The 15,830-nt window shown below is 39.8% G+C and carries 10 protein-coding genes; all 10 read left to right on the forward strand.

Going from position 1 to position 15,830, the window contains the following annotated elements; genetic code table 11:
• The first annotated feature begins 6 nt into the window (after nt 1-6).
• The 10 genes from NYE23_RS07010 to NYE23_RS07055 all read left to right on the forward strand — a co-directional run bounded on the left by NYE23_RS07010 (nt 7) and on the right by NYE23_RS07055 (nt 15,818).
• Nucleotides 7-1,887, forward strand: a complete 1,881-nt coding sequence (locus NYE23_RS07010; RefSeq protein ID WP_341076569.1) for a beta-N-acetylhexosaminidase — start codon at nt 7-9, stop codon at nt 1,885-1,887.
• A 95-nt stretch (nt 1,888-1,982) separates the two neighbouring features.
• Nucleotides 1,983-5,090: an alpha-mannosidase gene (locus NYE23_RS07015; protein ID WP_341076570.1), complete on the forward strand. Its 3,108-nt coding sequence runs from the start codon at nt 1,983-1,985 to the stop codon at nt 5,088-5,090.
• A gap of 372 nt (nt 5,091-5,462) precedes the next feature.
• Nucleotides 5,463-6,392: an ABC transporter permease gene (locus tag NYE23_RS07020; RefSeq protein ID WP_341076571.1), complete on the forward strand. Its 930-nt coding sequence runs from the start codon at nt 5,463-5,465 to the stop codon at nt 6,390-6,392.
• A gap of 92 nt (nt 6,393-6,484) precedes the next feature.
• Nucleotides 6,485-7,417: a carbohydrate ABC transporter permease gene (locus tag NYE23_RS07025; protein WP_445662611.1), complete on the forward strand. Its 933-nt coding sequence runs from the start codon at nt 6,485-6,487 to the stop codon at nt 7,415-7,417.
• A 24-nt stretch (nt 7,418-7,441) separates the two neighbouring features.
• Nucleotides 7,442-8,896, forward strand: a complete 1,455-nt coding sequence (locus NYE23_RS07030) for an ABC transporter substrate-binding protein (RefSeq protein WP_341076574.1) — start codon at nt 7,442-7,444, stop codon at nt 8,894-8,896.
• Nucleotides 8,897-9,081: 185 nt separating this feature from the next.
• Nucleotides 9,082-10,881 carry a sensor histidine kinase gene (locus NYE23_RS07035; RefSeq protein WP_341076576.1) on the forward strand — a complete coding sequence of 600 codons (1,800 nt, stop codon included), beginning with the start codon at nt 9,082-9,084 and terminating at the stop codon, nt 10,879-10,881.
• Entirely contained in the window at nt 10,874-12,382 is a 1,509-nt protein-coding gene (locus NYE23_RS07040; RefSeq protein WP_341076577.1) for a response regulator transcription factor, read from the forward strand. Before NYE23_RS07035 ends, NYE23_RS07040 begins: the two co-directional genes overlap by 8 nt.
• A gap of 160 nt (nt 12,383-12,542) precedes the next feature.
• Nucleotides 12,543-13,958: a glycoside hydrolase family 1 protein gene (locus tag NYE23_RS07045; protein WP_341076578.1), complete on the forward strand. Its 1,416-nt coding sequence runs from the start codon at nt 12,543-12,545 to the stop codon at nt 13,956-13,958.
• Between the two features lie 47 nt (nt 13,959-14,005).
• On the forward strand, nt 14,006-14,911 hold the full coding sequence (locus NYE23_RS07050; RefSeq protein ID WP_341076580.1) for an ROK family protein: 906 nt from the start codon (nt 14,006-14,008) through the stop codon (nt 14,909-14,911).
• 34 nt (nt 14,912-14,945) lie between these two features.
• Nucleotides 14,946-15,818, forward strand: a complete 873-nt coding sequence (locus NYE23_RS07055) for an ROK family protein (protein WP_341076581.1) — start codon at nt 14,946-14,948, stop codon at nt 15,816-15,818.
• Nucleotides 15,819-15,830 lie beyond the last annotated feature (12 nt).

A 15,830-nucleotide genomic window follows, 5' to 3' on the forward strand; every position in this document is an offset into this window, starting at 1 on the left:
GTTATTATGAAACTGTATGTCAAGGGAGATCTATCATCGGTAGAAGAGGGGCTTGAAATAATATCTCGGCATTTAAATATTGAACTTTCCATGGATGGTCACCCGATACATGTGAAAAATGGAAAAGGTCCGTTAAAAGCTATCAACCAAAAGGGAAAAGGAGAAATTGTATTCGAAAAACCAATTCATTTCTTCCGAGCTTTTGGGTTATGGGTGGAAAATTATCAGAAGAAAAAGGAATTCGCTTTATCAGAGGTTCCGCAGTTTAGCATGACCGGTGTGATGCTTGATGCATCTAGAAATGCAGTCCCAACTGTTGCATATATCGAAAAGCTGCTGCGGAAAATGGCTGTCATGGGATTGGATAGTTTGATGTTATATACGGAAGATACCTACGAAATAAAGGAACAACCGTACTTCGGGTATATGCGGGGAAGATATACGGCAGAGGAATTAAGGACATGTGATGAGTATGCAAGTTCATTAGGGATTGAAATGATTCCTTGTATTCAAACATTGGGGCACATGAGGGAAGCGCTTAAGTGGAATTATGCTTCCGATTTTAAAGATACTGATGATATTTTGTTGGTTGACGAGCCAAAAACCTATGAATTTCTGGAAAAATGCATTATTTCAGTCTCAGAGGCTTTTAAGACAAAACGTATCCATATCGGAATGGATGAAACGTTCCAGCTGGGTCTAGGAAAATATTTGGAAAAACACGGGTACGAAAATCATATCGAAATAATGAACCGCCATTTGCAAAAAGTTGTCGCGATTACCGAAAAATACGGCTATAAACCAATGATCTGGAGCGATATGTATTTCCCTCTATTTTCAGAAGACAGTAAATACCGCGACGAGAATGGCCGGATTTGCGAGGAAATTCTCCTTGGCATTCCTGATGTGGAGCTTGTGTACTGGAATTATTACCGCAAAGAGCAGGAAGTCTATGAAAAGGATTTTCGGCATCATAAAGAGCTTGGAATGATGCCGATTTTTGCCGGAGGGGCATGGACCTGGAATGGAATGGTTCCGAACTATGGCAAAGCCATAGCGACTACGGAGGCGGCAATGGCTGCTTGTAAAAAGGAAGGCATCAAAGAAGTCCTTGTTACGCTTTGGGGCGATAATGGGGCGGAAACGCCGCTCTCCACAGCTGAGCCGATCCTGCAATTGTTCGCCGAGCATACATATAACGAGGACGTTTCGTCTGAACAAGTCGCCGAACGCTTTGAATTTTGCTGTAAAGGACACTTTCAAGACTTTATGATTTTAAAGCATTTGGATGAAACGCCAGGAGTCATGAAAGACAATATGAATACTTCAATGACTTCAAAGGTGGGGTTATATCAAGATATTTTAATCGGTTTATATGATGAGAATATTCGGGGACTGGAGCTTGGAGATCATTACAGAAGTCTGGTGTCTGAGATTAAAAAAGCGAAACTGCATAATCCAAAATGGGAAAACCTATTTGATTTTTATGAGCAGCTGGCCAGAGTGCTGAGTGTGAAGGCGGAAGCAGGCCTTCAGCTGAAGGAAGCCTATGAACAAAAAGATGACGAGCAAATGAAAGCATTCCTGCTGAAGCTGGATTGGATTCAAACCAATGTGGACGAATTGCGGAAGAAGCACCGGGACATTTGGTTTGCGGCCTATAAACCTTTTGGCTGGGAGGTAGTTGATATTCGTTATGGAGGCGTGATCACCCGAATAGATTCTGTAAAATATCGCATTAATGAGTGGCTGGAAGGAAAAATAGCGAGTATCGAAGAGTTGGAAGAAGAACGTTTACGCCATGATGGTCCATGGGAAATTGTGGACGGTTTAGTAGGCGGCAATGTCTATCATCGAATTGTCACAGCCGGCAATTTTTCATTATAAGCCATGGGGTAAAGCAATGTTATACCTGTAAAAAGGATTAATGTGAACACAGAGATATCTCCTTTTTTATTATTAAAACAATTAGGGGTGAAAACATGTTTTTAACGGAAAGAAAGTTTGAAGCGCGCATCAATGAATTAGAAGAGTATCGTTATCGCGACTGTATCACAATTAAGCAATTTCTCACATATGAGGATAATGGGGAAATTGGTGCTTATCCTCCAGCTGAATATGATGGAACAAATACCATGAAAATCGGCGACTATTGGAAGGGACGCGATCGCTATCTTTGGCTGCGTGCCGATGTGGAAGGCCATTTGCAAAATAGCGGCCGCCAAGCTGTAGGGCTTTTCTCATTCGGGAAAACGGGGGGCGGAAACAATTCTGGCTTTGAATCCTTATTATTTGTCAACGGAGATCCGTACCAAGGCGTCGATTCTAATCATGAAGAGGTTCTCTTTGATAAGGAGACGGCGAATGGACCGATTCGTCTGGATTTTCGGCTCTGGTCTGGACTTGAGGGAGGGGGTGTTCCTGTTGAAAATGAATTTAAACTGGAAACGGCGAAAATCGGCTGGCTCGATACACGTGTTGACAATTTATACTTTACGCTTTTAGCAGCTTACGAAGTGTTAAAAGAAACCAATGAAAATGATTCCATTTATACTAATTTAAAACAAATGATAGACATGACCTTGCTGCAAATTAAGTGGACTGAACCTGGAAGCATCGAATTTTATAAATCGTGTTATGAAGCAGAAGAGAGCTTAACAAAAGCGCTTCAAGCTGTTGAGAAAACAACGGATATTACAATTCATGCGGTCGGTCATACCCATATTGATGTTGCCTGGCTATGGCGTTTAAGGAATACCAGAGAGAAATCAGCCCGTTCCTTCTCAACTGTTTTACATCTAATGAAGCAGTTCCCGGAATATCTGTTCCTGCAGACACAACCGCAGCTGTACGATTATATCAAGACTGACTATCCGGCCATTTACGAACAAATGAAAGAGAAAATATCAAAAGGCCAGTGGGAAGCAGGCGGTGCGATGTGGCTCGAAGCAGATTGTAATATCCCAAGCGGTGAGTCGCTTGTTCGGCAAATCTTGTACGGGAAGAACTTTTTCAAGGAAGAGTTTGAAGTCGACTGTCAATATCTATGGCTGCCGGATGTTTTTGGGTACAGCTGGGCCTTGCCGCAGATATTGAAAAAGTCTGGCATCAATACGATGATGACCACAAAGATCAGCTGGAATCAATATAACAGGATGCCGCATGACACCTTCTACTGGAAGGGAATTGACGGTTCAGAGATTCTAACGCACTTTATCACCACACCAGAACCATGGAACGGTCCTGATTCCTGGTTCTATACCTATAACGGTTACATTACCGCGAAGACGGTGAAAGGGGCTTGGGAGGGCTATCGTGATAAGGACTTATCCAAAGACCTGCTTCTTTCCTACGGTTATGGTGACGGCGGGGGCGGCGTTAATCGCCATATGCTCGAAATGCGCCGCAGATTCGATCAATTACCAGGAATGCCGATGGTGAAAACGTCCACTGCCGGTGAATTTTTTGAAAAACTGCATAAAAATGTAGAGAAGTCAACGGGCTATATCCATAAATGGGACGGAGAGCTGTATCTGGAATATCACCGTGGTACCTACACGAGCCAAGCCTTCATGAAAAAGATGAATCGCAGGCTTGAGATTTTATATCGCCGTGCAGAAATCCTATCCTCTTGGCTGTCTGAAAAGGGGGCATGGATGGGGGATGAAGAGCTGAAAAAAGGCTGGAAAATTATTCTGAGAAACCAATTCCATGATATTATTCCCGGCTCTTCGATTCATGAGGTATATGAAGATGCGAAGGAAGAATATACTGAGGCGTTCCAAATTGTACAGCAAGTTGAGAAGGAGATTATTCAAAACGGAATTGCTGCAGCAGAACGTTCTGTTGTTGTATTAAATTCAACACACCAAACGGGGAAAAGGAATGTGTTCATTTCCCAGTTTGCTGATTTTACCTCAGGCATTTGGAGAGACAGCAGCGATCGAGTGCTGCGCTCTCAAAAACATAAGAATGGCTGGCTGGTTGAGGTTGGCAGCCTTCCATCTTTTGGTGCAGCAACCTTACATTTTGAGCCGGTTGAAGCTGCTCAGATAAAATCGAATTTTGTCTATCATGATCGAAAATTAGAGACAGCGCATTATCTTGTCGAGTGGAATGAGTTTGGACAGTTGAAGCAGATTTATGATAAGGAAGCACAGCGCCCGGTTTTTGCGGAAGGTCAAAACGGAAATGTGCTGCAAATTTTTGAAGATAAACCGCTTGCTCATGATGCCTGGGATATTGATTTGTTCTATCAAGAAAAGATGGAAGAAATCCGTGATCTTAAGACATTTGAAGTAATGGAAAACGGCGGGCTATCCTTCAGTATTCTTGTGACATGGAATTATCATAATTCGGAAATTTCTCAGCGGATTATCTTTTATCATAATGACCGTAGGATTGACTTTGAAACAAATGTAGACTGGCATGAAAAGAGGAAATTGCTAAAAGCATCATTCCCTGTGGATATTCGGTCAACAGAAGCCACTTATGACATTCAATTCGGTAATGTGAAACGCCCGACACACTGGAACACAAGCTGGGAAATGGCGAAATTTGAAACCGTTGCACACCAGTGGGCCGACTTGTCTGAACCAGATTACGGGGTTAGTTTGCTGAATGATTCGAAATATGGATATGACATCAAGGAAAACTTCATGCGCTTAACCTTATTGAAATCGGCTATTCATCCTGATCCGCAAGCGGATCAGGGGCAGCATTCTTTTACTTATTCGCTATATCCGCATATAGGCGATTGGCGGGAAGCAAAAACAGTGGAAAAGGCTTGGGAACTAAATGACCCGGCTTTCACTGTTGAAGGGAAATGGGCTATGGAAGAATCCTTCCTGGATACGGATTCGGACCATGTTTGGATCGATGCCGTTAAGCCAGCAAATGATGGTAACGGAATGATTGTCCGGTTCCATGAATATGAGGGACGCAGAGGTAAAGTATTATTGAACATTCGGAAAGACATCACATCCTGGGTGGAGACCAATTTAATGGAAGATCCGCTTGGAGGAGAATTTACAGGACCTATTGAGTTGGACATCAAACCTTATGAGATTAAGACAATCAGAATTCTTTAATAAAGAAGAGAACTAGCTTTGACAACGGCTTTCGCTAAAAGTGCAAAAGGGTAAATCACAAACTTTAAGGCATTGGCATTCATGAATGCCAACGCCTTTTTTGTTTTAGAGGCTTCCAAAACTATCAAAATCTTTCCGATCCTATCTCATTATAGGCCGAGATTGCCAGGGAACAGTTTAATGTCAGAATTGTAAAAAAGTCTGCTTTAGCTAAATGAATTTGTCCATCAATACTGTTCATATTATTGAACTCGCAGGATATTTTTCTAAGATTTTTGCAGTTAATCCCAAATTAGTCAACTATAAATTTGGACCTATTAACTATAAAATATAGCTATGGAAGTGCTTACATAAAACGAGGGGAGGAAAAACATGAAAAAGTTAGCACGTGATATATATAAAAATCGGATCTGGCTCCTTATGGTATTGCCTGGAACCATTTGGCTGCTGCTATTCTCCTATTTGCCAATGTTTGGACAGGTCTTGGCTTTTAAGAAATTCCGAATTGACCCTGATGGATTCTTTGCAAGTGTTGTGAATAGTGAATGGGTTGGATTGGATAACTTTGAATATTTGTTTAGCACAAGTGATGCATGGATCATAACGAGAAATACTCTTGTTTATAATATTATCTTTATTGTAGTAGGGCTTGTAGCTGCGGTAGGGACAGCTATCCTGCTAAGTGAGTTAATGAATAAGAGATTATCTAAAGTCTATCAAACTTCCATTCTATTCCCGCATTTTATTTCCTGGGTTATCGGGAGTTACTTTGTTTTTACGTTCTTAAGTACGGATTATGGTTTGCTCAATCATATTCTCGGATGGCTCGGCATTGATCCCGTTTCATGGTATAGCGAACCAAAATATTGGCCATTTATCCTTGTGTTTATGAGTCTGTGGAAAGGTGTGGGTTATGGAAGTATTGTTTATTTAGCTTCCATCGTTGGGATTGATCGAACCTATTATGAGGCTGCGATGATCGACGGTGCCTCAAAATGGAAGCAGATTAAGCATGTTACCCTGCCCATGCTTAAGCCTTTAATGATTATCTTGACAATTATGAATATCGGAAGAATTTTCAATTCCGATTTTGGATTGTTTTATCAAGTTCCAAGGGATTCAGGTGCATTGTATTCGGTTACAAACGTTATAGATACATTCGTGTACCGCGGCCTTATGAACCTGGGTGATATTGGTATGAGTACAGCGGCAGGTCTTTATCAGTCAGCAGTAGGATTTATTCTTGTCATTATTACCAACTACATTGTCAGAAAAGTTGATGAGGAAAGTGCCTTGTTTTAATCTCATTTCTTCAGGGAGGGAGGTTTTTTAGCAATATGCCAGAACTAGAACAAAATCAATCAAGAATTGATATAACTAGTACAGTGGAAGGAATGAAAGGGGGTGAGGTAAAAAAACGGAAGAAAAAGTATCGCGATCCCCAAGCATTGAACCCAATCGTTAATAAAATTATAAGTATAATACTGGGGATTTTAGCGTTTGCGTGTATTTTTCCTTTCATATATGTAATTATCATCTCTTTTACCAGTGAAGAAAGTATTGTCCGAAATGGCTTTCAATTAGTTCCAAAAGATTGGAGTACTGACGCTTATCAGTATCTATGGGGCATGAAGGAGCAGCTTTTCCGCTCTTACGGTGTAACTATATTTGTTACCATTGTCGGTACGGTCATCAGTGTGCTTATGATTACCTTTTATTCCTATGCGATTTCAAGACCGCAATTTAAGTATAGAAGGTTTTTCACCTTCCTGGCGTTCTTTACAATGCTATTCAGCGGCGGACTGGTTCCTACTTATATTGTAGTTACTCAGTTCCTGCACTTGAAAGACACGATTTGGGCTTTAATTTTACCACTATCAATGAACGCTTTTTATATCATTATTATGAGAACATTTTTCCTAAAGTCTGTTTCTGAGTCGATCTTAGAATCAGCAAGGATAGACGGGGCAAGTGAGCTTCGGATTTTTTTTCAAATCATCTTCCCGCTTTCTCTGCCGGGAATAGCCACGATTGCTCTATTTAGCACACTTGGCTATTGGAATGATTGGTTTACGGCGTTACTGTATATTGATAATCCTAATTTAGTGCCACTTCAGTCATTACTCATGAAGATAGAGGCAAATCTTGAATTCATGAGGCAAAATATGGATGTTGCCAGCATGCAAATGAGCTTGTTTGATACCATCCCGCAAGAATCAGCAAAAATGGCCATGGTTGTTATCGCCACCTTACCAATAGCAATTTCATATCCGTTCTTCCAGAAGTACTTTATCAGCGGGCTTACTATTGGCGGCGTTAAAGAATAAACAACGGAAAAGAGGAGAAAAGAAATGAAGAAGAATTTAGGCCTTTTACTTGCATTAGTTCTGCTTATCGGAACCTTTCTTTCTGCTTGCAGCAGCAAGGACAGTTCCACGGAAGATAATAGCGGCAAAGATGGACAGCCCTATGAAATTAAATGGTATACCATTGGAACCCCTCAAAAAGATACTGAAAAAGTTTTTGCTGAAGTTAATAAATATCTTAAGAAAGAAATCAATGCCACAGTTAAAATGACCCAAATTGACTGGGGTGATTGGGCACAAAAATCACAAGTAATGATTAATTCTGGAGAACCATTTGACATTATTTTCACAAATGGAACTGATTATGTCCAAAACGCACAAAAAGGTGCTTTCCTTGCGGTTGATGATCTGTTGGATAAGGAAGGCAAAGAGCTTAAGAATGTTATTGACCCTGCACTTTTAGAAGGCATTAAGATTGACGGGAAAATTTATGGAGTTCCTACGAATAAAGAAGCTGCGAGACAATCCGTTTACACATTTAATAAGAGTCTTGTAGATAAATATAAATTTGATATTTCGAAAGTGAAATCACTGGAAGATCTTGAGCCAATGTTAAAGGTTATTAAAGAGAATGAGCCAAAAATCACACCAATGGCAACATTTAAAGCGTATCTGCCATTTGACTATATCTTTAATAATGAAATGCCATTTGGCATACCTTTTGAAGGTGATAGAGACCAAGTTGTAAATCCATTTGAAACTGATTTAGCTATGCAAGCATACAAAACTATGCATTCCTATTATAAAGCTGGATATCTTAAAGAAGATGCTGCGACAAGTAAAGACAGCTGGCCAATGGATGTGGAAAACTGGTTTGTGCGTATGGGTGATTCCCAGCCATATGCAGATTTAATCTGGTCTCGTGCAGCTAAATATGAGGTAGTTTCTGTACCGGCGGAACAGCCAGTTACAATTAATGATTCTGTTTCTGGTTCTATTCAGGCTATCTCTGCAACATCAAAGAATCCTGAGAAAGCTATGGAATTCTTAACATTACTTAACACTGATCCATACCTTCGCAACCTGGTTGATAAAGGGATTGAAGGCGTCCACTATAACAAGAATAGTGATGGAGCAATTGAAGATTTACCAGCACGCATTGATAGCTATAACTTGCCAACTTACTCTTTAGGAAACCACTTCATCTTATATCTATACCAAAATGATCCGGAAGATAAGTGGGAGAAATTTAAGGAGTTCAACGATTCTGCTAAAGCAGCGCCGACACTTGGTTTCCACTTTAACAGTGACCCGGTAAGATCTGAGCTTGCAGCGATTACGAATATCTCTAAAGAATTCTATCCAGCATTGGCAACAGGATCTGTTAACCCGGAAGAATATCTTCCAAAATTTAATAAGAAGTTAAAAGAAGCTGGTCTTGATAAAGTAATAAAAGAAATTCAAAAGCAATACGACGAATGGAAGGAAGAACAAAAATAAAATTAAAACTCGCCTGCCGGCGAGCTGGTTAGGGCGAAAGCAAAGGTGGAGTTGCTATTGTGCCTAATAGCAAGGTTCTGTCTATGCGAAAAATCAAGCTGAGTGTAAATTTCTCAGCTTGATTTTATTTCATCTTCTTTTATTGTTAAACTAAAGAAAATAATTTGATTAATAGGGAAGAAACCATGGATATCAGGAGAAAAAAGCGTTTTAAACAAAATATTTTTAATAAACTCTTTCTAATTTCTTCACTGACGATTATCGTCACCGTGATTATCTTAATTGTGACCATAACCAATTACTATTCGGATGTGATAATCCAGAAGGAAGTAAATATTAATACAAGAACAATGGAAAGAGTAGAAGATTACTTTTCCACTAAAGAAGCAGATATTAATCGGGCTAAGCAGGACTTTTATACAAATGGGAATGTAATTGATGATGTCAACTTCGCCCTTCAGAACGGATATGAGAAATATCTGGAATATCGATTAGATAAATATTCCGAAAGCCGCACGTCGATTCCGAATAATATAGATACTTATTTTAATGCCTATTTAGGTCAAGATAGTGATATCAATGCGATTCGAATGCGTTCATTAGAGAATCCTTCGATTGAATATATGTTTATTTACAATTGGCTGAGATGGAATAGGAGTATGATAGAATATCCTATCGATTCAAGCTCCTTCCTTTCAGGAGAAATACCTGCGATCAATCCAGAAAGTCAGACAAATGACCAAAAATATAAAAATACCATTACAAAAAAAATGGTTATTAATAATCCGGTGACCTTAAAAAGACTGGGTGAAATCACCATCTATTATTCCACCGACCGCTTAGATAAAATTGTGAAAAAACATGATCGGATTCTCGCTTCCTTTTTTTTAATGGATGCTGATGGCAAGATCATTTATTCGGTTAATAAGGCTCATATACCATTAGAAATAATCAAACAAATCAAGCCGGAAACAAATGAAACGAAATTAAAGTGGAATAAAGACCATTTTTATATAAATACGATAGCCAATAAAGGAGATTATACTTATATCAGTGTGATTCCTGATAGGGGTTGGCAAAAGCTTACTATTGTAAGATGGACCATGTGGGTAGTAATTATTTTTTTCATTATAGCCTCGATCTTGTTTTCCTATTCTTTTACACACAACTATTCACGGCGAATTAATAAAATTGTGGCGATTATTCGTCAGGTTGAAAAAGGAAACCTGGATGCAAGAATTCCAATATCCAAGCGTGAAGATGAATTATCAAAGATTGCCATTAACATCAATTCCATGTTAGATGAATTAAATAGTTATATTGAAGAATTTTACATGCTGAATTTAAAGCAGCAGCAGGCAGAATTAAAAGCCCTTCAGGCACAAATTGATCCTCATTTTTTATTCAATACGCTTGAAGCAATTCGAATGGTCGCTGTTATGGAGGGTTCAAAGACATCCAGCAAAATGATCTTTCATTTATCAAAATTGTTTCGCTATTCGCTTGAGGAGAAAGATACAGTCCCTTTATATACAGAATTGGAATATGTGAAGCAATACTTAAAACTCATGCAATTTAAATATCCGAATAGACTGCAAGTTCATTTCGATATCTCAGGTGATGTTGAACAGATACCAGTGCAAAAGCTCATTTTGCAGCCGATTATTGAAAACTACTTTGTCCATGGTTTTAAAAAGGCCCGGTCTGACAATGAGTTAATAATTCGTGCTGTTCATCATCGAGATAAAATCGAAATTAGTGTAGAGGATAATGGCAGGGGGATGATGGAAGATGAGCTTGCGAAGCTTGTCCATCATATCAATCGTAAAGAGGGTGATGAGATGAGATCGATTGGATTAAGAAATATTAATCAGCGATTAAAACTGAAATATGGGGAATCGTATGGTCTAACACTGCAGAGTACAAATGATAAAGGAATGATGGTGACATTGTTGATTCCTGCAAGGGAGATATATCATGTTTAAGGTGCTTTTAGTCGATGATGAATCAATTATTACGATGGGGCTCCAGGCTTTACTAGATTGGGAGGACTATGGATTTGAAATAGTTTCAACAGCGGAGAGCGGTGAAGAGGCGCTCCAGTTCCTTAAACAAAACCCTATTGATCTGCTCGTTACGGACATATTAATGGAAGAAATGACTGGCTTAGAGTTAATTAAAGAAGTGAAAAAAGTCCAGCCGAAGGTTAAAAGTATAGTGCTGACAGGTTATCAGGAGTTCGAGTTTATTAAACAGGGCTTGCTATTGGGAATAGAAAACTATTTAGTGAAACCAGTTGATGAGGATGAATTAGTTTCAACCATCCGAAATGTTGCTCAAAAATTGAAAGCCATTTCGGGTGAAGGTCAGAAGCAAGAGTCAAATACCCTTATGGATAACACACTTTGGCAATTTTTAAATGGTGATATTGAAAAAAAGGAATGTCTTGAAAAATTATCCTTATACAATTTGGAGTTTAACCGGCCATTGTATAATGTGTCTATTTTAAGTTATGAAAATGGCAGCAATGCGGAAATAGCCAAGGAAAATAGGAACTATATAGAAGAACATTATCCAGTTACCTGCCTCTTCAGCCCAAATCAGGAATTACTGATGATCTTTGAGGGGACAAGTGAAGAGGAGTTAATTCAGTACAATCAAAAACTGACCGACTACTTAAAAAGTGACAGAAGCAGTTCAGGGTTATTTTATTTAGCAATGGGAAATCCCGTCAAGACGATAGAAGAGCTGGAAAAAAGTTTTAACCTGGCAAGAGAGTATAGTTTACTCCAATTATATTCGAATCCTAATGTCCTTCTTTCAAAGCGTTTCGTGGTGGATAAGCAGGAAGAATTGAAAAAACAGCAAGAGTTTAAGGAGAATATTGTCAAACAGCTTTTGCAGGCGGGGAAAGAAGATTCGCTCAAGGTAATAGATTTGTTCTTTAAGGATTTAATAAAGCATTCAAATTATATTTCCCCGCAAGCTGTCAAAAAATATACATTTGATCTAATCTCTTATATACATTACTATTTGCAGCCAGACGATCTTTCCTATTATACAGCTTCTGTGGAAAGAATGGTTTACAGCCATGATATCCATCAGCTGAAGGCAGTTTTAAAGGAATACTGCAGGGAACTGCGGCTTGCCATTAATCAGGAGGCAAGTAAGCGCAGTCCTATTGTCCAGAACGTGCTTGACTATATTCATGCCCACTATGATCAAGGGGTTTCGTTAAAAACATTAGGCCAGCAGTTCCATGTCAATGCCATTTATTTAGGCCAGTTGTTTCAAAAAGAGCTAGGGGTGGTCTTTTCCGAATACCTAAATCGTTTCCGGCTGGAAAAAGCAAAGGAATTGCTGAGAACCACTCATTATCGTGCAGGTGAAATTGGCAAGATGGTAGGCTATTCAGATACGACATATTTCTATAAACAATTTAAGAAAACTGTTGGAACCACGCCGAGCGAGTGGAGGAAAATTTGATTAGCCAGCAGTATAGACATCTTTTCACTTAAAGGGTATTCGAGTTATATGTCAAATGTAAGCGTTTGACTAATGGTTTAATCGACATATTTAAAATCGGTTATATATAGAATATAAGTCACGATAGAATTTGAAAATATTAGTTTTAAAAGGAGAGGGAATGTTGGATCACACATTAAAAAACACTAACCTTACCTATCGGTTTCCGAAAAATTTTTGGTGGGGCAGTGCAGCATCTGGTCCGCAAACAGAAGGAGCAGCACAAAGTGACGGAAAAAAACCAAACATTTATGACTACTGGTACAGCATTGAGCCAGAGAGCTTTCATAATAAAGTTGGGCCGGAGCATACTTCTGATTTCTACCACCGTTACAAACAAGATATACAGTTAATGAAGGAAGTGGGACATAATTCATTCCGGACCTCGATTCAGTGGTCGCGCTTAATACCTAAAGGTGACGGAAAAGTCAATCTGCAGGCAGTTAATTTTTACAATCGTGTGATTGATGAACTGATTGCTAACGATATTGAACCATTTATGAACCTTTATCACTTTGATATGCCTATGTGCATGCAGGAAAAAGGCGGCTGGGAAAGCAGGGAAGTGATTAATGCCTATGTAAAATTTGCAGAAACCTGTTTTCGGTTATTTGGGGACCGGGTGAAATATTGGTTTACCTTTAATGAACCGATTGTTCCTGTTGAAGCCGGCTATCTATATAACTTGCATTATCCAAAAATAGTGGACTTCAAGCGCGGAGCGCAGGTGGCCCACAATACCATTGTTGCCCATGCAAAAGCAGTAGAAATCTTTAAAAAATTAAATGTAAAGGGGAAGATAGGAATCATCCTGAATTTAACACCTTCTTACCCAAGGAGCGAAAATCTGGAGGATGTGCAGGCAGCTCATGTTGCCGATCTGTTCTTTAATCGCAGTTTCCTGGATCCTGTCACAAAAGGCGAGTATCCAAAGGAACTTATAGGAATTTTAAAAGAAAGAGAGCTTCTTCCAGCAGTAGAACCAGAAGATTTACAGGTTATCCGTCAGAATCGGATTGATATTTTAGGAGTAAACTACTATCAGCCTCGCCGTGTCAAAGCAAAGACAAAGCCAGAGCCAGCGGGGGCTCCATTCATGCCGGAACATCTGTTTGATCCCTATATTAAGCCGGACCGGAAAATCAATCCACATCGCGGCTGGGAAATATGTGAGGAAGTTATCTATGACATCATGATGGATATTCGGGACAATTATGGCAATATCCCATTCTTTATTTCTGAGAATGGAATGGGTGTAGAGGGGGAAGAGAAATTCCGCAATTCTGAAGGATTCATTGAGGATGATTACCGGATTGAGTTTATCCAGGAGCATTTAAAGTGGGTACATAAAGGCCTGGGGGAAGGGGCGAATTGTCTAGGCTATCATCTTTGGACTTTTATGGATAACTGGTCATGGGCAAATGCCTATAAGAATCGCTATGGATTAGTTGAAGTAGATTTAAAAAATGATTTAAACCGTACGATTAAAAAATCAGGCAGATGGTATAAGCAGTTATCTGCAAACAACGGTTTTTAATCATATACCTGGAAATCCAGAAATCTCAAAAGCGGGTGAAACCAGTGATGAAAGCTTATATGGTAATTGATATTGGCGGCACCTATATAAAGTATGCTGTTATGGACAGAGAGGCAAATAAAAAAAAAAGCGGGAAGTTTCCAACTCCTAAGGAAGGACTAGAGACTTTTCTGCAACTTATTGGCGATATGGTAGAAAAATATAAAAAATCCTATGAACTCGAAGGAATTGCTATAAGCTCCCCTGGTGCTGTCGATGTGAAAACAGGGATGATTGGCGGTGCAAGTGCTATCCCTTATATACATGGAGGATCGATGACAAACCTTTTAAAGGAGCGGACAGGTCTTAAGGCATCGATTGAAAATGATGCCAATTGTGCCGCTTTGGCGGAAGGCTGGCTGGGGGCGGCTAAGGACGCAGATTACTATATTTGTATTGTAATTGGAACGGGGATTGGCGGCAGTATTGTCATAAATCATTCCATTTTACGAGGGGCATCACTCCATGGCGGCGAGTTCGGGTATATGATAATGGGCGAATCTTACCAAAATGGTATAAGTCCGCTTCAATCCACTTGGAGTCTAACTGCCTCAACAAATGCCCTTGTCAGGGAGGTCGAAAGAAAAAAGTCTCTGACGCAGGGGCTGTTAAATGGGGAGGAAGTATTTCGACTGGCAGAAATGGGAGACCCAGCTGCACTAGAAGCTTTAGAGCGATTTTACAAAAAAATAGCCATCGGCATTTATAATTTGAAATATGCTTTAGACCCTGAAAAGATTCTTATAGGCGGGGGAATTAGCAAGCGCCGGGAAGTCATAGAAGGGATTAACCGTGAATTAAGGTTATTGAAGGATGATATTTCAAGTTTACATATAGAAGTTGAAGCGTGCGAATTTGACAATGATGCAAACCTGATTGGCGCCTTGTTTCATTTCTTACGGGCTCACGCTTGAAGTAAAAGCAACTAAATATTTGGAGGAAGCTGAAATGTATGGTGCGATTGAAGCAGGAGGAACAAAATTCGTTTGTGCAGTAGGAAACGAGTCAGGCAAGATCATGGATCGGATCAAAATTCCAACCACTGTTCCAGAGGAAACGATGGCAGAGGTTATTTCCTTCTTTAAAAAATATGAACTGACTGCGATTGGAATCGGCTCATTTGGTCCGGTTGATGTAAATCCTGAAAGTGAAGCCTATGGAATGATTACTTCTACACCGAAATTAGCGTGGAGGAATTATTCGATTGTCCAAGCAATGAAGGATGCGTTTTCTGTGCCGATTGGGTTCAATACCGATGTAAATGCGGCGGCTCTAGGAGAAGCCGTAAATGGTGCAGCTAAAGGCTTGGAAAGCTGCTTGTATATTACAGTTGGAACGGGAATTGGGGCAGGTGCCGTGGTACAGGGACAATTGCTTCAAGGACTTTCACATCCTGAAATGGGACATATTCTTGTAAGGCGTCATCCGCAAGATGGGTATCAAGGGAAATGCCCCTACCATGGAGACTGCTTAGAAGGTCTTGCAGCGGGACCTGCGATTGAGGATCGCTGGGGGAGAAAAGGGATCGACTTAGTAGACCAACAAGAAGTATGGGATTTAGAAGGGTACTACATTGCCCAAGCCCTAATGCAGTATATACTGATTCTGTCACCAAAGAAGATCATTCTTGGCGGCGGGGTAATGCACCAGAAGCAAGTGCTTTCTTCTATTTATAAGTACTTGCCTAAGCTGGATAATGGTTATGTTACATTGCCGGAACTTTCGGAATATATTGTTAGCCCGGGTTTAGGCGATGATGCAGGAATAACGGGCTCACTTTTACTGGCACATCAGGCTTATGCAGATGCAATACAGCATTAAATCTATATAATG

Origin of the sequence: Cytobacillus sp. FSL H8-0458, from assembly GCF_038002165.1 — a bacterium.
GTDB lineage: Bacteria > Bacillota > Bacilli > Bacillales > Cytobacillaceae > Cytobacillus.